Origin of the sequence: Cellulosimicrobium sp. 22598 (genome assembly GCF_052044445.1) — a bacterium.
Classification (GTDB): domain Bacteria; phylum Actinomycetota; class Actinomycetes; order Actinomycetales; family Cellulomonadaceae; genus Cellulosimicrobium; species Cellulosimicrobium cellulans_G.
The window spans coordinates 30491-49736 of record NZ_JBQEMZ010000015.1; the positions used below are offsets into that span (position 1 = coordinate 30491).

Consider the following 19246-nt stretch of genomic DNA (forward strand, 5'->3'; position numbering starts at 1 on the left):
CGACAATTTTGATTGCCCGTCGTACTAAATGCGCGCCGTCGCGGCGCGTCCAGCCTCCTTTCTCCAAGCCGGTTCCGGCCGGCCGTGCTGCGCTGCAACGGCCGGCACCGTCGGGCCGGTGTCCGGGTCGACCCTCCGCCCCGCGGGCCGACCCGGACTCGATACTACGGTTGGACCCAGCCGCCCGACGCCGCGCTCCGCTCGACCGCGTCGAGCACGCGCTGCACCACGAGGCCGTCCGCGAAGGTCGGCGCCGGGTGCGTCCCGGAGGCGATCCCCTCGACGAGGTCGACCGCCTGGTGCGTGAAGGCGTGCTCGTACCCGAGCCCGTGACCCGCGGGCCACCAGTGCGCGACGTACGCGTGCTCCGGCTCCGTGACGACGATGCGCCGGAAGCCGGCGACGACCGCGTCGTCCGCGGCGTCGAAGAAGTGCAGGACGTTCATGTCCTCGAAGTCGAACGCGACCGACCCCTTCGAGCCGTTGATCTCGAGGCGGATCGCGTTCTTGCGGCCGTACGCGAAGCGCGTGGCCTCGAAGGTCCCGATGCCCCCGCCGGACAGCCGGGCGAGGAACACCGCCGCGTCGTCCACGGTGACGGGCCCGCGCTCGGTGCCGCCCTGGCCGGACAGCCCCGCGAACTCCGTCGCGACCGGACGCTCCGTCACGAAGGTCTCGAGCAGTCCCGAGACGCTCGTGATCTTCTCGCCGGTGATGAACTGCGCGAGGTCGATCACGTGGGCGCCGATGTCGCCGAGCGCCCCGCTGCCGGCCTTCGACTTGTCGAGCCGCCACGACAGCGGCGCGTTCTCGTCCGCGATCCAGTCCTGGAGGTACTGCGCGCGGACGTGGCGCACGGTCCCGATCCGCCCGTCGACGACGAGCTGGCGCGCGAGCTGGATGGCCGGCACGCGGCGGTAGGTGAAGCCCACCATCGCGACCTGGCCGCGCGCGGCCGCGGCCTCGGCCACCTCGACCATCTTCTCCGCCTCGGCGACCGTGTTGGCGAGCGGCTTCTCGCACAGCACGTGCTTGCCGGCCTCGAGCGCCGCGATCGCGATCTCGGCGTGCGTGTCGCCGGGCGTGCACACGTCGACGAGGTCGACGTCGTCCCGCGCGACGAGCGCCTGCCAGCTCGTCTCGGTGGACTCCCAGCCGAGCCGCTGGGCGGCGGCGGCCAGCGCCTCCGGGTTGCGGCCGCCGAGCACCCGCATGCGCGGGTCGAGAGGGAGGTCGAAGAACCGGGGGGCAGTCCGCCAGGCCTGCGAGTGCGCTGCCCCCATGAACGAGTACCCGACCATGCCGACGCCGAGCTGCGCGCCGTCGTTTCCTGCCATGACGTTCCTTCCGTGCGCATGTTCCTGCGCGTGACGTGAGCACGCCCACGGTCCGGCCGGGGTCGTCCCGGGCGGACCGTGGGCGTGGTCCGCGTGCTTTCGTGCTGCGTGCTGACGACGGGCGTCAGCGGCCCGTCAGGACTGGAACGCCGTGGGCAGGTACTGGTCGACGTTGTCCTTCGTCACGACCGGCGCGAAGAGCTGGATCGTGCGCGGGACGCCGGACGACGCGAGGTCGCTCATGCTGCGCTCGTGCGCGACGAGGCGGGCGAGCTTGATGCCGTCCGCGGCCTGGGTCGACGGGTAGACGACGGTCGCCTGGAGGACGGAGTCGCCGGCCTTGATGTGCTCCATGACCTGCTTCGAGCCGGCGCCGCCGACCATGAAGAACTCGTCGCGGCCCGCGTTCTCGATCGCGGAGAGCACGCCGACGCCCTGGTCGTCGTCGTGGTTCCAGATGGCGTCGATCTGCGGCGCGGCCTGGAGCAGGTTCGCCGTCGCGGCCTCGCCGCCCTGGACGGTGAAGTCGGCCGCGACGCGGTTGTCGACGTCGAGGCCGCAGTCGGACAGCGCGTCCTCGAAGCCCTGGCTGCGGTCCTGCGTGAGCGGGAGCGAGTCGATGCCCGCGATCTCCGCGACGACCGCGTCGGGGTTGTCCCCGAGCTGCTCGCAGATGTACTGGCCGGCGCTCACGCCCATGCCGTAGTTGTCGCCGAGGACGGTGGCCCGGGCCGCGAACGGGCTCGAGAACTCGCGGTCGACGTTGATGACCGGGATCCCGGCGTTCATCGCCTTGGTCGCGACCTCGGTGAGCGCGGCGCCGTCGAACGGCAGGAGCACGATCGCGTCCACGCCGTCGTTGATGAAGCCCTCGATCTGGCTGATCTGGACGTTGACGTCGTTCGTCCCGTCCGCGACGCGGAGCTCGACGTCCTCGTACTCCGCGGCCTCGGCCTCGGCCGCGGTCGTGATGGCGCCCATCCAGCCGTGGTCGGCAGCGGGGGCCGAGAAGCCGATGACGATCGGGTCGCCCGGGGCGTCGTTGTCGGAGACGGCCTCGTTGCTGCTGCCGCCTCCGTCGCCGTCCGCGGTGTCCTCGGTGGTCGGGGTGTTGGACGTGCAGGCCGTGGCGATCAGCGCGATCGAGGCGGCCGAGACCGTCGCGATCATGAAGCGGCGGCGCAGGGTGGTGCGTGCGGACATGGGATCTCCTTCGATGCTGTCCTGCGGGAGGAACTCTGCGGAACTTGTGGGGGTGAGTGGTGTCGTGGGTCGTACGAGGAATGGCTGGGGAGTGCGACGGGCTAGGTGGTCCGCCGGGCGATGCGCTGCTGGAGCAGGACCGCGCCGACGATGATCGCGCCCTTGGCGATCTGCTGGACCGAGCTGTCGACGTTGTTGATGATGAAGACGTTGGTGAGCGTCGTGAAGATGAGCACGCCCAGGACGGTGCCGACGATCGATCCGCGTCCGCCTGCCAGGAGCGTGCCGCCGACGACGACCGCGGCGATCACGTCGAGCTCGAGGAGCAGACCGTTGGTCGAGGAGCCGGCGCTCGTGCGAGCGAGGATCATGACCCCGGCGATGCCGGCGGTGAGGCCCGAGAGCGCGTACACGTACATGAGGTGCCGCTTGACCTTGATGCCCGCGAGGCGCGCGGCCTCGGGGTTGCCGCCGACCGCGACCGTCCGGCGTCCGAACGTCGTGCGGTTGAACAGGAACCAGCCGAGCACGGCGACGATCGCGAAGATCCAGACGATCTTCGGGACCCCGAGGAGGTTGCCCCGGAAGATGTCGTTGAACTCCTGGACGCTGACGATCTGCGTGCGCTTCTGGGCGATGAGCTCGGCGAGGCCGCGCGCCGCGACGAGCATCGCGAGCGTCGCGATGAACGCCACGACGCGCCCGTAGGCGATGATCAGGCCGTTGAGGAACCCGGCGCCGAGGCCGACCGCGAGCGCACAGATGACCATGACGACCCAGCCGTACGACTGGGTGGCGAGCGTCGTCGCCCACACGGAGGAGAGCCCGAGCACGGAGCCGACCGACAGGTCGATGCCGCCCGTCGTGATGACGAACGTCATGCCGATGGCCAGGACGCCGGTGACCGAGCCGAGGCTGAGGATGGTCATCAGGTTGCTGACGCTCGCGAACCGCTCACCCGCCGTCGCGAAGCCCAGGACGCACAGGAGGATCAGCGCGAGGACCAGGCCGATGTTCCGACCTGCCGCCCCGGACATGAATCCTGCCCGGCGGCGCTCGCTCGCGGCCTTCTCGACCCGGGCCGACTCGTCGGCGTCCGGCTTGTCCGTCGGCATCGAGGCCGACACCTGCTGCTCGCTCACGCGACACTTCCTTCCATGACCATGTCGAGCACCTGGTGCTCGTCGATGGAGCTCGAGGGCCCCTCGTGGACGACGCGACCCTCGGAGACGACGAGTACGCGGTCGGCGAGGCCGAGGACTTCGGGGATCTCGCTGGACACGACGACGACGGCGGCACCCTCGTCGGCGAGCCTGCGGATGAGGGCGTAGATCTCGGCGCGCGCCCCGACGTCGACACCGCGCGTCGGCTCGTCGAGGAGCAGCACGCGGCAGCCGTGGACCAGCCAGCGGGCGAGCATCGCCTTCTGCTGGTTGCCACCCGAGAGCGTGCGGATCGCGCGGTCGACGCCGGCGGGCCGCAGCTCGAGCGAGTCGGCCTGCTCCTTGGCCGCCTTGCGCTCCGCGCCCTCGTCGAGGAAGCCGCCGCGCGCGAAGCGGGCGAACGTCGAGAGGGTGACGTTGCGGTAGACGGGCTCGTCGAGGAGCAGACCCTGGCTCTTGCGCTCCTCCGGCGCGAGCCCGATCCCGGCGTCCACGGCGGAGGCCACGGAGCCGGCGCGAAGCCGCTTCGAGTCCACCCGGACCGTGCCCGCCGTCGCGCGCCGAGCCCCGTAGATCGTCTCGATGATCTCCGAGCGCCCGGCGCCCACCAGGCCCGCCAGGCCGACGATCTCCCCGGCGCGCACCTGGAGCGACACGTCCTCGAACGTGCCCCGCAGGGACAGGCCCTCGACGTCGAGCACGACGGGTGCGTCGGCGGCGAGCTCCTGGGAGTCGGGGAAGACGTACTCGACCGAGCGCCCGGTCATGAGGGTGATGAGCTTCGCCGTCGGGGTCTCGGAGACCGGGAGGTTCTGCGCGACGGTCCGGCCGTCCTTGAGCACCGTGATGCGGTCGCCGATCTCGCGGATCTCCTCGAGACGGTGCGAGATGTAGACGACGGCGACCCCGGCCTTGGTCAGCTCCTTGACCACGCGGAAGAGGTTGCCGACCTCCTCGGAGTCGAGCACCGCGGACGGCTCGTCCATGATGATGACGCGCGCGTCGTGCGACAGCGCCCGCGCCATGGAGACGATCTGCTTGCCCGCGGCCGACAGCCGCTCGACCTCCTGGTTCGGGGAGATCTCGCTGTGGCCGAGCCGCTTGAGGATGGCCCGCGTCTGGCGCACGGCCTCGCGGCGCTGGGAGAACCCGAGCGTCGCGAGCTCGTGCCCGAGGTACACGTTCTCCGCGACGGTCAGGCCGTCGACGACGTCGAGCTCCTGGTACATGGTCGCGACGCCGTGCTTCAGCGCGGCGACGGGGTCGGAGATGGTGATGGGCTCGCCGTCGAGGAGGATCTGACCCTCGGTGGGCTGGTGGGCACCGGCGAGCACCTTGATGAGGGTGGACTTGCCGGCGCCGTTCTGCCCGAGGAGGCAGTGGACCTCTCCGGGGAGGATCTCGAGATCGACGCCGTCGAGCGCTCGAGCCCCGGGGAAGACCTTGACGATGCCCTGCATCTGCAGGAGCGGCTGGGGAGGGTCTGCGGTGACCATGCGGTGAACCTAGCCGACCTTTTGACGACGGTCAATCATAAGATCGCAGCCTTTTGCTGCCGTTACAACTTCGTTACCAGCAAAAGTGGACAAGCGCTGTCAGGGCGAGGGAACGCTCCCATGCTGCGGGCGGACGGTGCTCGACGCGTCAGGTCGACGGGTGGCACGACGGCCGGCTGACGAGCCGAACCACCGAGAAAGTCGGCTGGGGGTCGGGGTCTGCACGAGCAGGTGGAGCGGGGGTTCGCCCGGACGGGAGACCCTTCCTCGGGTCTCCACAACTTCCGACGACGTCCGTGTCGCCTTGGGAGGGGACAGTAGGGTACCTTTTGGCGATCGTCAAGCAAAAGCCGATGACTCGTCCGGCACGTACGGACGACCGACGAGAGGCTCCGTGATTCACTGTGCCCATGGAGGAACTGCTGAAGTTCGCGCCGCGCCCGACCGGCGCCGGCGACATGTTCCAGCTGCTCCGGGACGGTCAGCCGCGCACGCGCGCGGACCTCGCAGCGATCACGGGGCAGGCGCGATCCACCATCGCCGCCCGGATCGACCTCCTGATGTCGGCGGGCCTCATCGCCCCCGCGGGAGAGGCGAGCTCGACCGGCGGGCGACCGCCCGTGACCTTCGCCTTCAGCCCTGAGGCGCGCATCGTGCTCGCCGTCGACCTCGGTGCGACGCACGCCCGCCTGGCCGTGACGGACCTCGCGTCCAACGTGCTCGCCGAGACCGACGCCGCGCTCGCGATCGCGGACGGCCCCGACGTGGTGCTGTCGTGGGTCGCGGACACGGGCGAGAAGCTCGTCGCGACGACCGGGCGGAGCCTCGACGACCTCGTGAGCGTCGGCGTCGGCCTGCCCGGGCCCGTCGAGCACTCGTCCGGTCGGCCTATCAACCCGCCGATCATGCCCGCGTGGGACGACGTCGACGTCGCCGGCATCCTGCAGAAGCGGTTCAACGCGTCGGTCCTCGTGGACAACGACGTGAACATCATGGCGCTCGGCGAGCACCGCACCGCCTGGCCCGCCGTGACCGACATGCTGTTCGTCAAGGTCGCCACCGGCATCGGGTCCGGCATCATCGCCGACGGCGAGCTGCGGCGCGGCGCGCAGGGCGCCGCCGGGGACATCGGCCACGTCGCCGTCCCGAGCGCGGCCGACGTCCCGTGCCGCTGCGGGAACGTCGGGTGCCTCGAGGCCGTCGCGAGCGGACAGGCGGTCGCCGCCGCGCTCGCCGCCGCGGGCCTCGACGCGACGAACAGCGCCGACGTCGTCACCCTCGTCCGTGGCGGGGACCTCACCGCGAGCCAGGCCGTCCGCCAGGCGGGACGCGACATCGGCTCGGTGCTCGCGGCGTGCGTGAGCCTCCTCAACCCGTCGCTCATCGTCATCGGCGGCATCGTCGCCGAGGCCGGCGAGCACCTGATCGCGGGCATCCGCGAGATCGTGTACCAGCGGTCGCTCCCCCTCGCGACGCAGCACCTGCGTATCGTCACGTCGCAGGCGCGTGGCCAGGCCGGCGTGCTCGGTGCGAGCGCCATGGCCGTGGATCACGTACTCTCGCCCGCAGCGATCGACGCGCTCATCGCCTGAGCGCGGTCGCCGGGGGCCGCTGCCCGCGACATGCGGGCGCGACGAGTGTGACGAGGCACGAGGAGGAGTCATGACCGAGCGGGACCGTCGAGCGCTCGTGGTCCGGGGCGGTTGGCCCGGGCACGCACCCGAGGAGGCGGCGGAGCTGTTCGTCCCGTTCCTGGAGGCGTCCGGGTACGACGTGACGCTCGAGGGATCGTTGGAGTCGTACGCCGACGAGGAGTTCATGGCGAGCCTGGACCTCGTCGTGCAGTGCTGGACGATGGGCGAGATCCTGCCCGACGAGATGCGCGGGCTGCGCACCGCGATCGCGAACGGTACCGGGTTCGCCGGCTGGCACGGCGGGATCGTGGACTCGTTCCGCCTCGCGACCGACTACCTGCAGATGGTGGGCGGGCAGTTCGCCGCGCACGCGCACGACCTCATCGACCACACGATCGACATCGCGCCGGAGCACGCGGACCACCCGATCGTCGCGGGCATCGACTCGATCTCGCTGCACTCCGAGCAGTACTGGGTGCTCGCCGACTCGTACAACGAGGTCCTCGCGACGACGACCATCGTCCCGCGCGACGGCGACCCGTGGCACGAGCCGGTCGTCTCCCCCGCCGTGTGGACGCGCCGCTGGGGTGCCGGCCGCATCTTCGTGTGCGCAGCCGGCCACCAGCTCGCCGACCTCGAGGTCCCGCCCGTCCGCACCATCGTGGAGCGCGGCATCCTCTGGGCGAGCCGCTGACGCTCGACGCGCGCCCCGGTCCCCCCACCCAGCACGTGACCTCGTTCTGCGGGCTCCTCGCCTACCCGATCACCCCGCTCACCCCCTCGGACGCGCCCGACCCCCACGCGCTCGCCGCCCTCGTGGACGGTGCGGCGCGGGCAGGGGTCGACGGCGTCGTCGTCCTCGCATCGTCGGGCGCGGGCGTGACCTTCACGCCCGACGAGCGCGACGCCGTCGTGCGCGCCGCCGTCGCGGCGGGCTCGGCGCCCGGCGCGCCGCGCGTCCCCGTGCACGTCGCCGTGAGCGGCGCGTCCACGCGCGAGGTCCTGGAGCGTGCCCGCGCGGCGCGTGACTGCGGGGCGGACGGGCTCGTGCTCGCGCCGTTCTCCTACCTGCCGCTCGACGAGCACGAGGTCGTGGCGGTGTTCGAGGCCGTGGCGGGGACCGTCGACCTGCCGGTCTGCTACTACAACCGGAGCGTCCAGACGGCGTACGACCTCACGCCCGAGGCGCTCGCCCACCTCGCGCGCACCACGACCGTCGCGGCCGTCAAGGACCCGGCGTCCACGCCGGCGCGGCCGAGCGGCCGGGTCGCGGCGCTGCGCGCGGCGACGGCGGGGCTCGGCCTGAGCGTCGGGCTCAGCGGCGACCCCGCGATCGTCGGCGGCGCCGAGGCGGCCGACGCCTGGCACACGGGTCTCGCCGCGCTCGTGCCCGCCGAGTACGTCGCGCTGCGGCGCGCCCGGGCCGGGGGCACCGCGCCCGACGCCCAGGTCGTGGACTGGCTGCGCGACCTCACGGACGTCCTGGCCTCGCTGCGCCCGGTGAGCGGGTTCCACGCGCTCGCGACCCTGCTCGGCGTGCCGACCGCTCCCCCGCGCGGCCCGTCGCTGCCCGTCCCGCCCGACGGCGTCGCGCGGCTGCAGGAGGTCGTGGCCCGACGCCCGTCGACGCCCTGATCCACCCCCATGACATCGTGGCGCGTCGGACTCCTCAGCCGTCCGCGCCGGAACCTGCCTCGTCGCCCGCGCCGGACGCGTCGCCTCCGACGCGGTCGGCGACGGCGTCCGGCCCGCCGGCGAGCAGCGCGACGAAGCCCTCCTCGTCGAGGATCGGCAGGCCGAGGTCGCGGGCCTTGGTCTCCTTCGAGCCCGCGTTCGCACCGACGACGACGTAGTCGGTCTTCTTCGAGACCGACCCTGACGACTTGCCGCCCGCCGCGATCACCGCCTCCTTGGCGCCGTCGCGGCTGAAGCCCTCGAGCGACCCCGTGACGACGACGGTGAGTCCCGCGAGCGGTCCGGTGGGTGCCTGCCGGGCGCCCGGACCGGGATGCCCCGGGATGGAGAACCGCACCCCGTCCCGCTTCCACTGGTCGACGATCTCCTGGTGCCAACCGACCTCGAGCCACGCGATCACCTCGTCGGCGATGACGGGCCCCACGCCCTCGACCGCCGCGAGCGCCTCGCGGCCCCCGTCGCGGATCGCCTCCTCGATGGCGTCCAGGGACCCGAACCAGTCCGCGAGAGCGCGCGCCGCGACGGGGCCGACGTGCCGGATGTTGAGGCTCACGAGGATGCGCCACAGGTCCTTGGTCCTCGCGAGCCGCAGCTCGTCGACGAGGGTCTGCGCCGTGCTCGACGGCCCGTACACCGGGTAGTCCTTGCGGACGCCCGCAGCCCGGCGCTCGGCGGGCGTCGCGTCCTCGAACCCCGGCGGGTAGGTGCGCGCGGCGACCTTCTGGAAGGGTCGGACGACCTTGGCGAGCAGCACCGAGCCGTCGGACATCGGGACCTCTCCCGACTCCCCCACGCCCTCGTACGGCCGGGGCAGGCCGGTCTCCGGGTCGCGCACGACGACCTTGATCGGCGCGAGCTGCTCGACCGTGAGGCCGAAGAGGTTCTTCTCGGTGCGCAGCGGGGGCTCGGCCGGCTCGTAGGGCTGGGTGAGCGCGGCGGCGGTGACCTCGCCGAGCGCCTCGACGTCGAGGCCGCCGCGCGAGCCGATGTGCTCGACGCGGCCTCGCACCTGGGCAGGGCACGACTCGGCGTTGGGGCAGCGCAGGTCGACGTCGCCCTCCTTCATGGGGCGCAGCGGCGTGCCGCACTCCGGGCAGTCGGCGGGCATGACGAAGTCCTCGCGCGGGTAGCCGTCGTCCGCGAGCGCCGCGACGGGACCGAGGATCTCCGGGATGACGTCGCCGGCCTTGCGCAGCACGACCATGTCGCCGATGCGCACGCCCTTGGCCCGGACGACGTCCTGGTTGTGGAGGGTCGCCTGGCGCACGGTGCTGCCGGCGACCTTCACCGGCTCCATGACCGCGTAGGGGGTCGCACGGCCCGTGCGGCCTACGCCGACCTGGATCGCGAGCAGGCGCGTGTTGACCTCCTCGGGCGGGTACTTGTAGGCGATGGCCCACCGGGGCGCGCGGCTCGTGGCGCCGAGCCGGCGCTGGAGGGCGAGCTCGTCGACCTTGACGACGATCCCGTCGAGCTCGTGCTCGATGTCGTGGCGGTGCTCCCCGAAGTACGCGATGCGCTCCATCACCTCGTCGAGCCCGTGCACCACCCGGTTGTGCGGCGAGACGGGCACGCCCCACTGCGCGAACAGCGCGTACGCGTCGGACTGGCGCGCGAGCTCGGCGTGCTCGCCCGCCTCCCACTGCAGGGCGCCCACCCCGTGCGCGTACATCCGCAGGTTGCGGCTCGCCGTGACGGCAGGGTCCTTCTGCCGCAGCGACCCGGCCGCGGTGTTGCGCGGGTTGGCGTACGGGTCCTGCCCGGCGGCGACGAGCTTCTCGTTGAGCGCGGCGAAGTCCGCGACGCCCATGAAGACCTCGCCGCGGATCTCGATGACGTCGGGGTGGGTCGCCGGGTCGCCGCCGAGGCGCTGCGGGATGCTCTCGATCGTCCGCACGTTGGCGGACACGTCCTCGCCCGTGCGCCCGTCCCCGCGCGTGGCCGCCCGGACGAGCCGGCCCTTCTCGTAGAGCAGCGCGATGGCGAGGCCGTCGATCTTCACCTCGCACAGGTAGTCGACCGCCGCGTCCTCCGCGACGCCGAGGTCGCGGTGCACGCGCGCCGCCCACGCGGCGAGGTCCTCCTCGCTGAACGCGTTGTCGAGCGACAGCATCGGCTCGAGGTGCTGGACCGTCGCGAAGCCCGCCGCGGCGCGGCCCCCGACGCGCTGGGTGGGCGACTCGGGCGACTGGAGGGCGGGGTGCGCGGCCTCGAGCGCCTGGAGCTCGTGCATCCGGGCGTCGTACTCGGCGTCCGAGGAGACGGGCTGGTCCTCCTCGTAGTACGCGCGCTGGTCGGCCTCGACCTGCGCGACGAGCTCGGCCCAGCGTCGCTGCGCGGCGGCCTCGTCGAGCTCGGCGGCGGACGTGGCCGTGGGGACCTCCTCGTCCGTCACGGTCGGGGTGGTCGGGGCGGACGTCGCGGGGGTGCTCTCGCTCACCCGCACATCATCGCGCGGACCGCCGACATCCGCCGCCCTCGTCGGCGGTGCGGGTCCGCTCCCGCGAGGTCGTCGCGCGCTCAGCGTGGGTGCGAGGGGACGAGGTGGGCGGCGAGGCGGTCGACGGCGCGGGCGCACGGGACACGGTCATGAGTGCGCCGAACCTCGAGGCGTTCGTCCCGCACGTCGAGGTCGTGGAGCTGGACTGCGGCCACCGGATCCAGCAGGAGCTCCCGGAGGAGACCACCCGCCTGATCGTGGCGTGGCTCCAGCGGCAGGAGGCCGCGCTCGGGTCGTGACCCCGGGTGGCGGGCGGTCACCCCCAACCGTGGGACGCGTCGTCGTGCATCGGCGGGCACGTGCCGCCGGGCTCGGTCGCGGCCTCGAAGTGCCACAGCTCGTTCGCGTACGTGCGGCACAGCCCGAACTCGGCCCCGTGCTGCTCGAGCCACAGCGCGCCGTCCGTCGGCCCGACGTCGATCGCGAGCCCCGCGACGTGCTCGGACGACTCGGGCGGCAGCACCCAGCGGTGCGCCTCCTCGGCCGAGCCGTAGCGCTCCAGCGCCGCGTCCACGAGCTCCTGCTGCTCGGCCGCCGTGCGCCACCCGGACGTCAGGGTGAGCTCGACGCCGTCGGCGTCCGCGGCGGCGCGTGCCGCGTCGAAGCGGCGCTCCAGCTCCGGGTCGAGCCCGGTCGCGGCCTGCGGGCGCAGCGACGGCGAGGGGTCGGCCACGGCGGCGCCACCGCCGTCGCACGTCACGGTGAGGTACGTGAGCGCCCCCGCCGCACCGAGCGCCCCGACGGCGAGGACGCCGGCCACGGTGCGGGCGACGCGACGGGGACCGGGACGGACGGGGACGTGGCGGGCGGGACGGGCGGGGCGAAGCGGTGTCGTGGTCATGCCTCGAGGCTCGCCCGCGGCGGTCCCTCGCCACATCGACCCGTCGGCGGCACCTCGACCCCCGCCGTCCGGCGCACCCGCGCGTCCCGGGTCCGCCCCCGGCCCGACGCGGCTCCGCCCTGGGGCTGAGCCCAGGTCGCCCGACCTCGGTCCCCGGGCGGTGCCGTCCGTACGGGCACCCGGCTACCGTGGACGGGTGCACCGGCTCACCCGTCTGCCCGTGTGGGCGCAGGACCTCGGGACCGCGCTCGCCGCGGGCCTCGTGTGGTTCGGTGTCATCACCGTGATGGAGAACGGGGACTACTGGTACCCCCGCCACCCCGAGTCGTACCGCGTGGCGGGGCTGTGGATCGTCCTGACCCTCGCCCTGCGCCGGGTCGTGCCGGGGCCGCTCTTCTGGGCGACGGCGATGCTCTATCCCCTCGCCCTGCCGTGGCCGATGCAGACGCCGTTCGAGCTCCTCCCGCTCCTCGTCGCGGGGTTCGCCGCGACCCGCTCGGGCGCCGTCCCGTGGGCGCTCGCCGGCCTCGCGGGCGGGCTCTCCGCCTACGCGACGCAGCTCTGGGATCGCCCCCACCTGACCTTCCCCCCGGTGCCCTTCTCCCCACGATGGATCGGGCTCGCCCAGTCGCCGTCGGACGTGCTGCTCGCCCTCGCGCTCGTCCTGGGCGCGGTCGCGGCCGGCTACTTCTTCCGTCGTCTCGCGCTGACGTCCGAGCGGCTGCGCGAGCGCAACGCCGAGCTCCAGGCTCTCCAGGCGGAGCTCGCCGAGCGCGCCGTGCTCGCCGAGCGCACGCGCATCGCGCGCGAGCTGCACGACGTCGTCGCGCACCACATGTCCGCGATCGTGGTCCGGGCGCAGGCCGCCGACCGCGTCGCGGCCAACAGACCCGAGGCCCCGGCCGAGGCGGTGCGCTGGATCAGCGACGAGGGCAAGCAGGCGCTGACCGCGATGCGCTCGGTCGTGCAGGTGCTGCGCCGCGGCACCGAGACCGACGGCGGGACGGCGGCCCTCGCACCGACGCCGGACGGCGCCCGCGCGCCCGACGAGCTCCGCGCGGCCGCCAGACGGCTGCGCGACGCGGGCCGCGACGTCGACCTCACGCTCCCCCGCCCGTGGCCGACGACGAGCGCCGAGTCCGGGCTCGCCGTCGTCCGCATCGTCCAGGAGGCCCTGACCAACGTGCTGCTCCACTCGCTCGCCCCCGAGGTCGCCGTGGCCGTGACCGGCGACGGCGCCGACCTGCGCCTGCGCGTCCACGACCCGGGTCCGCCCCTCCCGAGCACCGCGGGACGCCAGGGGCACGGCCTGACCTCCATGCGCGAGCGCGCGCTCGCGGCCGGGGGCGCGCTGGCCGCCGGCCCGGACGGGCGCGGCGGCTGGACCGTCGAGGCACGCATCCCCCGGGAGCCGGCGTGACCGCCCCGGTGCCGGGCGCCGACGGGAGCGGGGCCGCCACGCTCCCGCCGGTCCGCGTCGTCGTCGTCGACGACCAGTCCACGATCCGCCTGGGCCTGCGCATGATCCTCGACAACGAGCCCGACGTGACCGTCGTCGGCGAGGCCGGGGACGGCGAGACCGGGGTGACGATGGCACGCGCGCTGCGACCCGACGTCGTGCTCATGGACGTGCGCATGCCGCGGCTCGACGGCATCGAGGCGACCGCGCGGATCGTCGCCGACCCCGACCTCGCCGACGTGCGCACGCTCGTCCTGACGACCTTCGACGACGACGAGTACGTGTACGGCGCGCTGCGCGCCGGGGCGTCCGGGTTCCTCCTGAAGGATGCGGACCCGCAGACGCTCGTCGACGCCGTGCACCGCGTCCGCGCGGGCGACTCGCTGCTCGACCCGGCCGTCACCGGACGCATCATCTCGACGTACGTCGAGCTCGCGCGGCTCGCGCCGCTCGGGCACGACGCCGACGGGAACGGCGCCGACGGGAACGGCGAGCCCGGCACCGGGCTGGGCGCGGCCACCCCGCGCGAGCGCGAGGTGCTGCTCGCCGTCGCGCGCGGGCTGTCGAACCGCGAGATCGGCGCCGAGCTGCACCTCACCGAGGCGACGGTGAAGAGCCACGTGCGCTCGCTGCTCACGAAGGTCGGCCTGACCAACCGCGTGCAGCTCGTCATCCTCGCCTACGAGGCAGGCATCGTCCGTCCGGGACGCGACGGTCATCCCGCGTCGACGAGCTGAGCGACGTCGCCCACGCGCCAGGCCCGGACGCCGCCCTCTCCGGCGAGCGTCACGACGGCGTCCGACCCGTCCGGGTGGACCGTCCCCTCACCTCCCGGCTCGGGCGTCGGCAGCACGAGCTGCTGCCACTCCTCCGCGTCGGCGGACAACCACAGGACCGACCGTTCCACGCCCGACGCGACGACCGTGCCGACCGCGGCATACCCCTCGGCGACCCGGACGACGCGACCGAACGTCTCGCCTCGACCCGTCGCGCCGACGAGCTCGAAGCTCCTGCCGTCCGTGGTCCCGCGCAGCTCGGAGCGCCCGTCGACCTGCACCTGGAGCAGGGGACGAGCGTCGCCGTCACCCTCGACGCACCCCTCGACCTCGAACGCCTCCTCCGCGTCGATCACCGCGCGCTCCCAGCCGGTGCTCTCGCCGACCCAGGACGCGTCGACCTCCCGGTCGCCGTCGACGACCGTGCCCAGCACCCACGGACGACCGTCGGCGAGGAGGCACACGTGCCGCGCGGAGGACCGACCGTCACCGCCCTCGAACCCCTCGTCGAGGGTCCAGACGAGGCCGTCCTCGGACCGCCAGGCCGCGGCGTGCCGCACGCTCGCGCCCTCCGGGCTGTCGGCTCGCACCCCGACCGCGACCCACCCCCCGTCGACCGCACGGACGCCGTGGATCTCCGCGTGCCCGGAGGACGGCCAGCCGGAGCCCTCCGTCCACCCACCGCCCGCGGGACGGAACCACGACCGCACCGTGACGGCGTTCTCGCCCTCCTCCCAGCCGAACGTGACCGTCACCTCGCTCCCGTCCGTGGCCACGGACCGGACCAGGGCGAGGTCCTCCCCGGTCCAGGGGACGTCCGCCGACGTCTCGACCAGGGCACGACCATCGACGGTGTACACCGCCGACGAGACCCACCTCCGCCAGCCGTCGCCCGCGGTCGAGACCTCCGCGCGACGCGCCACGAGCGCCCCGTCGCCCGCGTCGACCTCCGTCGGCCGGAACCAGCGCCGAGGCATCGCGAGGGTCGCGAGGCGACGCCACCGTCCGTCGCGGAGCTCGGTCACGTACGCGCCGCCGTCCCCGGCGAGGACGGCCCGCACCGCACGCTCGTCCGGGTCCCAGGCGGACGGACCGCCGAAGCCGATCCCTCCGTTGTCGTCGGACATGCCCTGGGACGCGATGTGTCCCGGCTCCACCTCGACCACCAGACTGCTCGCGCTGAGCTCGTCGCCCCAGTAGACGGCCGCGAGATCGTCGCCGCCCACGGCAGGCGCCGACAGCCCGGTCGACTGGTCGTCGGTGCCGGCGTCGTCGCGGCGGAAGTCCAGGTACTCCCAGGCGTCACCGTCGCCCGGTTCCCAGAACCACGCCGCCGCGTCCGTGACGGGACCGCCGAGCCCTGCCTCCCGGACCGAGCCCGTCAGGACGAACCCGGTCGCGGTCGTCGCCGCACCCGCGACGCGCGGCGCGTCACCGGGCAGGTCGGACGTCGTCCAGGTGGTCCCCGAGTCCGCGGAGCGATAGGTGACGACCACGTCGTCCCCCACCTCGTCGTCCCAGGAGACCACGGCGACCCACGTCTCTCCGCGTCCTGCCACTCCCTCGACCGTCGGCTCTCCCGCACCGTCCGGCAGGACCAGCGGAACGGGGTCGCCGGACGTCGGGACGAGCACTCCTCGGACGGCCCGCGCGTCCGCGTCGACGCCGAGGGCGACGACCGTCCCGCCCGTCTCGGCGACGTGCGTCAACGGGACGTCCACGATCTCCGGAGGAAGCCGGACCGGTTCCCACGCCACGCGGTCCGCCGAGGTCAGCAGGAAGCCGGCCGTCCGCCCGTCCTCCCCCGTGCTCCCCGCGAGGACGGTGCGCGCCGCCCCGCCCGCGGCCGCGAGGTCGCGCACCACGCCCGGAAGGTCCAGGACCGCCGGCTCCCCGGCGACCGCGCCGCTCTCACCGAGGGTCCAGACCACGCCCTCCGGCACACCGCCCGGCGCCGTCCGCACACCGCTCACGATCCACGGCAGCCCGGACGCGGCGGGCACGATCCCGACCTGGTCGACGACGGCCTCCTGCGGGGCGAGCTCGGGTGGCACGTCGATCTCGGCGAACACCGCGGGGTCGCGCCGCTCCGGCTCCGCGTCCGGCGTGCACGCCGCGAGCGTCACCCCGAGCGCTCCCGCCAGCACCGCGGCGAAGACCCTCGCCACGCGTCGTCCTCGTCCGTGCACCATGCGGCCCCCTGCCGTCGTCATGACCCGCGCCGTCGCGCGCCGCGGGACCGACGTCCCGCGAGCGGAGAACCTACCGAGGCTCCGACGCCCCTCGAGGGTTTTCCACAGGCCACGCACGACGGAGCCCGACGGCGGAAGGGGACTCGCGCCGTCGGGCTCCGGGTTTCGTGGGGCCGGGAAGGGTCAGCCGGCCGCCACGGTCTCGGCAGGCGGGGTCGCCGCCTGCCCGTCCTCGGTGCTCGCGCCCTCGTGGGCCGCGAGACGCTCTGCCCGCACGACCTCGCGGCTGCTGCCGCGGTAGGCCGCGACGAGGATGTCGCGCATGTCCTCCAGGACCGGCATCCGCGGGTTCGCCGGGGCGCACTGGTCCTCGAACGACCGGAGGGCGAGGTCGTCGAGGCGACTGAGGAACGCCGCCTCGTCGACGCCCTGCGCCGCGAACGTCGGCTCGATGCCGACCTTGGCGCGCAGCTCCTCGACCGCCTTCGCGTACGACTCGACGCCCTCCTCCGGGGTGGAGGCCGGCAGCCCGAGGTGCTTCGCGATCTCCTGGAACCGCTCCGGGGCCACGTAGCGCTCGTACTTGGGCCAGCTCGTGAGCTTGGTGGGCACCTGGCCGTTGTAGCGGATCACGTGCGGCAGGAGCACCGCGTTGGTGCGCCCGTGCACGAGGTGGAAGGTCGAGCCCACGGTGTGCGCCATGGCGTGCACGATGCCGAGCATCGCCGAGCCGAACGCCATGCCCGCGATGGTCGCCGCGTTGTGCATCTTCTCGCGCGCCTTCGGGGCCGCCGCACCCTGCGTGACCGAGTCCTCGATGTGCTCGAAGACCATCTTGATCGCCTGGAGGCACAGCCCGTCGGTGAAGTCGTTCGCGTAGACGGAGACGAACGCCTCGGTCGCGTGCGTGAGGGCGTCGAAGCCCGAGTCGGCCGCGAGCTTGGCGGGCATGGTGTCCGTGAGCACGGGGTCGACGATCGCGACGGTCGGGGTGAGCGCGTAGTCCGCGAGCGGGTACTTGAAGCCCGTCTCCGGGTCGGTGATGACCGCGAACGGCGTCACCTCCGCGCCGGTGCCCGACGACGTCGGGATGCACACGAGCTTCGCCTTGCCCCCGAGCTCGGGGAACTTGTACGCGCGCTTGCGCACGTCGAAGAACTTCTCGCGCATGTCGGAGAACTCGATCTCCGGGTGCTCGTACCGCAGCCACATGACCTTGGCCGCGTCCATGGGCGAGCCGCCGCCGATCGCGATGATCGTGTCCGGCTCGAAGTCGCGCATGGACTCGGCGCCGCGGTTCACGGTGCCGACGCTCGGCTCCGGCTCGACCGCGTCGATGATCTGGATCGCGACCTTCTCCTCGCGGCGTGCGAGGACGTCGAGCACGCGGTCGACGACGCCGATGCGGCTCATGACCTTGTCGGTGACGATCGTGACGCGGTGCACGTCGCGCATCTGCGCGAGGTACTGGATCGAGTTCGGCTCGAAGTACGTCTTCGCGGGCACCTTGAACCACTGCATGTTGTTGTTGCGCCGCCCGATCCGCTTGACGTTGATGAGGTTGACCGCCGACACGTTGTTCGACACCGAGTTCGCGCCGTAGCTGCCGCAGCCGAGCGTGAGCGACGGGAGCAGCGCGTTGTAGATGTCGCCGATGCCGCCGAGCGACGTCGGGCTGTTCCACAGCACGCGCACGGCCTTGACCCGCGCGCCGTAGCGCTCGACGAGCTCCTGGTCCGCCGTGTGGATCGCCGCCGAGTGGCCCAGGCCGTCGAGCTCGACCATGCGCTCCGCGAGGCGGACGCCGTGCTCGGTGTCGCGCGCACGCAGCACCGCGAGGACCGGGGTGAGCTTCTCGCGGCTCAACGGCTCCTGCGGGCCCACGTCGTCGATCTCCGCGAGGATGATCGACGTGTCGTCGGGGACCTCGAAGCCGGCCTCGCGCGCGATCCACACGGGCGACTTGCCCACGACCTTCGGGTTGAGCTTCGCGCCGGCGCAGTTGGTGCCGCTCGCCTCGACGCCGAAGATGAGGCGCTCGAGCATCGCCTTCTCGGCGGGCGTCGTGCGGTAGGCGTGCAGCCGGGCCAGCTCGCGCATCGCGTCGTCGTAGACGACGTTGTCGAGGATGAGCGCCTGCTCCGACGCGCAGACCATGCCGTTGTCGAACGCCTTCGACATGACCACGTCGTTGATCGCGCGGCCGAGGTCGGCGCTCTTCTCGACGTACGCGGGGACGTTGCCCGCGCCGACGCCGAGCGCCGGCTTGCCGGCCGAGTAGGCCGCGCGGACCATGCCGTTGCCGCCCGTCGCGAGGATGAGCGCGACGCCCGGGTGGTGCATGAGGGTGTTGGTCGCCTCGATCGAGGGGTGCTCGACCCACTGGATGCAGTCGTCGGGCGCACCGGCGGCCACGGCGGCGTCCCGCACGATGCGGGCCGCCTCGACCGACGAGCGCTGCGCGCTCGGGTGGAAGGCGAACACGACGGGGTTGCGCGTCTTGAGCGCGATGAGCGACTTGAAGATGGTGGTCGACGTCGGGTTGGTCACCGGCGTCACGGCGCACACCACGCCGACCGGCTCGGCGATCTCGACGACGCCCGTCAGCTCGTCGCGGCCGATGATGCCGACCGTCTTGAGGTTCGCCATCGAGTTGGGCACGTGCTCGCACGCGAAGATGTTCTTCGTCGCCTTGTCCTCGAACACGCCGCGCCCGGTCTCGGCGACGGCCAGCTGCGCGAGGTGACCGTGCTGGTGCAGGCCCGCGACCGAGGCCTTGAGGACGATCCGGTCGACGTCCTCCTGCGTGAGGCTCATGTACTGGTCGAGCGCCTTGCGGGCTCGCTCGACGAGGACGTCGATCTCGTGCGCGGTGCGCGTGTCCTCGGTGCGGGTCTCGACCTTCGTGCCGGCGCTCTTCGCGCTCATGCGTCCCCTCCGGTGCCCGGCC

General features: G+C 73.2%; 14 protein-coding genes. 6 read left to right on the plus strand and 8 right to left on the minus strand.

Features of this window, described 5'->3' with window-relative positions; translation table 11 throughout:
* Window positions 1-164: 164 nt before the first annotated feature.
* From ACTJIY_RS15755 to ACTJIY_RS15770, 4 genes are all read right to left on the minus strand, one after another.
* Window positions 165-1337 carry a Gfo/Idh/MocA family protein gene (locus tag ACTJIY_RS15755; RefSeq protein WP_253053547.1) on the minus strand — a complete coding sequence of 391 codons (1173 nt, stop codon included), beginning with the start codon at window positions 1335-1337 and terminating at the stop codon, window positions 165-167.
* A 135-nt stretch (window positions 1338-1472) separates the two neighbouring features.
* Window positions 1473-2540, minus strand: coding sequence for a substrate-binding domain-containing protein (locus tag ACTJIY_RS15760; protein WP_440674616.1), 1068 nt, complete (start codon window positions 2538-2540; stop codon window positions 1473-1475).
* 101 nt (window positions 2541-2641) lie between these two features.
* On the minus strand, window positions 2642-3682 hold the full coding sequence (locus ACTJIY_RS15765) for an ABC transporter permease (RefSeq protein ID WP_374615076.1): 1041 nt from the start codon (window positions 3680-3682) through the stop codon (window positions 2642-2644).
* Window positions 3679-5199, minus strand: a complete 1521-nt coding sequence (locus ACTJIY_RS15770; RefSeq protein WP_253053543.1) for a sugar ABC transporter ATP-binding protein — start codon at window positions 5197-5199, stop codon at window positions 3679-3681. The genes ACTJIY_RS15765 and ACTJIY_RS15770 overlap by 4 nt, the downstream gene beginning before the upstream one ends.
* Before the next feature lie 410 nt (window positions 5200-5609).
* On the opposite strand from ACTJIY_RS15770, the gene ACTJIY_RS15775 reads away from it, so the two are divergent.
* The 3 genes from ACTJIY_RS15775 (at window position 5610) to ACTJIY_RS15785 (ending at window position 8468) form a co-directional block, all read left to right on the plus strand.
* On the plus strand, window positions 5610-6791 hold the full coding sequence (locus ACTJIY_RS15775; RefSeq protein WP_253053541.1) for an ROK family transcriptional regulator: 1182 nt from the start codon (window positions 5610-5612) through the stop codon (window positions 6789-6791).
* A gap of 70 nt (window positions 6792-6861) precedes the next feature.
* A complete protein-coding gene (locus ACTJIY_RS15780) occupies window positions 6862-7527 on the plus strand; it encodes a ThuA domain-containing protein (protein WP_253053539.1) in 666 nt (221 codons plus the stop codon).
* A 35-nt stretch (window positions 7528-7562) separates the two neighbouring features.
* Complete coding sequence (locus tag ACTJIY_RS15785) at window positions 7563-8468, plus strand: dihydrodipicolinate synthase family protein (RefSeq protein WP_440674617.1); 906 nt, start codon at window positions 7563-7565, stop codon at window positions 8466-8468.
* A 34-nt stretch (window positions 8469-8502) separates the two neighbouring features.
* Here the strand turns inward: ACTJIY_RS15785 and ligA are convergent, their stop codons facing one another.
* The gene (gene ligA / locus ACTJIY_RS15790) at window positions 8503-10968 is read right to left on the minus strand and encodes an NAD-dependent DNA ligase LigA (RefSeq protein WP_374615073.1); all 2466 of its coding nucleotides are present in this window, start codon (window positions 10966-10968) and stop codon (window positions 8503-8505) included.
* 149 nt (window positions 10969-11117) lie between these two features.
* Between ligA and ACTJIY_RS15795 the strand changes: the two genes are divergently transcribed.
* On the plus strand, window positions 11118-11267 hold the full coding sequence (locus tag ACTJIY_RS15795) for an alpha/beta fold hydrolase (protein ID WP_440674618.1): 150 nt from the start codon (window positions 11118-11120) through the stop codon (window positions 11265-11267).
* Window positions 11268-11284: 17 nt separating this feature from the next.
* Here the strand turns inward: ACTJIY_RS15795 and ACTJIY_RS15800 are convergent, their stop codons facing one another.
* A complete protein-coding gene (locus tag ACTJIY_RS15800; RefSeq protein ID WP_440674619.1) occupies window positions 11285-11869 on the minus strand; it encodes a M15 family metallopeptidase in 585 nt (194 codons plus the stop codon).
* A 196-nt stretch (window positions 11870-12065) separates the two neighbouring features.
* On the opposite strand from ACTJIY_RS15800, the gene ACTJIY_RS15805 reads away from it, so the two are divergent.
* Together ACTJIY_RS15805 and ACTJIY_RS15810 are read left to right on the plus strand one after the other, a co-directional pair.
* Window positions 12066-13289 carry a sensor histidine kinase gene (locus tag ACTJIY_RS15805; protein WP_440674620.1) on the plus strand — a complete coding sequence of 408 codons (1224 nt, stop codon included), beginning with the start codon at window positions 12066-12068 and terminating at the stop codon, window positions 13287-13289.
* Window positions 13286-14065 (plus strand): response regulator, encoded by a 780-nt coding sequence (locus ACTJIY_RS15810; protein ID WP_440674621.1) that lies wholly within the window; start codon window positions 13286-13288, stop codon window positions 14063-14065. Before ACTJIY_RS15805 ends, ACTJIY_RS15810 begins: the two co-directional genes overlap by 4 nt.
* Here ACTJIY_RS15810 and ACTJIY_RS15815 read toward each other — a convergent pair.
* Together ACTJIY_RS15815 and adhE are read right to left on the minus strand one after the other, a co-directional pair.
* Window positions 14044-16272, minus strand: coding sequence for a hypothetical protein (locus tag ACTJIY_RS15815; protein ID WP_440674622.1), 2229 nt, complete (start codon window positions 16270-16272; stop codon window positions 14044-14046). The genes ACTJIY_RS15810 and ACTJIY_RS15815 overlap by 22 nt on opposite strands.
* 207 nt (window positions 16273-16479) lie before the next feature.
* On the minus strand, window positions 16480-19224 hold the full coding sequence (gene adhE, locus ACTJIY_RS15820) for a bifunctional acetaldehyde-CoA/alcohol dehydrogenase (protein ID WP_440674623.1): 2745 nt from the start codon (window positions 19222-19224) through the stop codon (window positions 16480-16482).
* Window positions 19225-19246: the final 22 nt, after the last annotated feature.

What these genes read in the sequence shown, in the direction of transcription:
- ACTJIY_RS15795 (WP_440674618.1), top strand. Translation starts at nt 11,118, where the DNA reads ATGAGTGCGCCGAACCTCGAGGCGTTCGTCCCGCACGTCGAGGTCGTG.
- adhE (WP_440674623.1), bottom strand. Translation starts at nt 19,224, where the DNA reads ATGAGCGCGAAGAGCGCCGGCACGAAGGTCGAGACCCGCACCGAGGAC.
- ACTJIY_RS15780 (WP_253053539.1), top strand. Translation starts at nt 6,862, where the DNA reads ATGACCGAGCGGGACCGTCGAGCGCTCGTGGTCCGGGGCGGTTGGCCC.
- ACTJIY_RS15800 (WP_440674619.1), bottom strand. Translation starts at nt 11,869, where the DNA reads ATGACCACGACACCGCTTCGCCCCGCCCGTCCCGCCCGCCACGTCCCC.
- ACTJIY_RS15775 (WP_253053541.1), top strand. Translation starts at nt 5,610, where the DNA reads ATGGAGGAACTGCTGAAGTTCGCGCCGCGCCCGACCGGCGCCGGCGAC.
- ACTJIY_RS15760 (WP_440674616.1), bottom strand. Translation starts at nt 2,540, where the DNA reads ATGTCCGCACGCACCACCCTGCGCCGCCGCTTCATGATCGCGACGGTC.
- ACTJIY_RS15755 (WP_253053547.1), bottom strand. Translation starts at nt 1,337, where the DNA reads ATGGCAGGAAACGACGGCGCGCAGCTCGGCGTCGGCATGGTCGGGTAC.
- ACTJIY_RS15770 (WP_253053543.1), bottom strand. Translation starts at nt 5,199, where the DNA reads ATGGTCACCGCAGACCCTCCCCAGCCGCTCCTGCAGATGCAGGGCATC.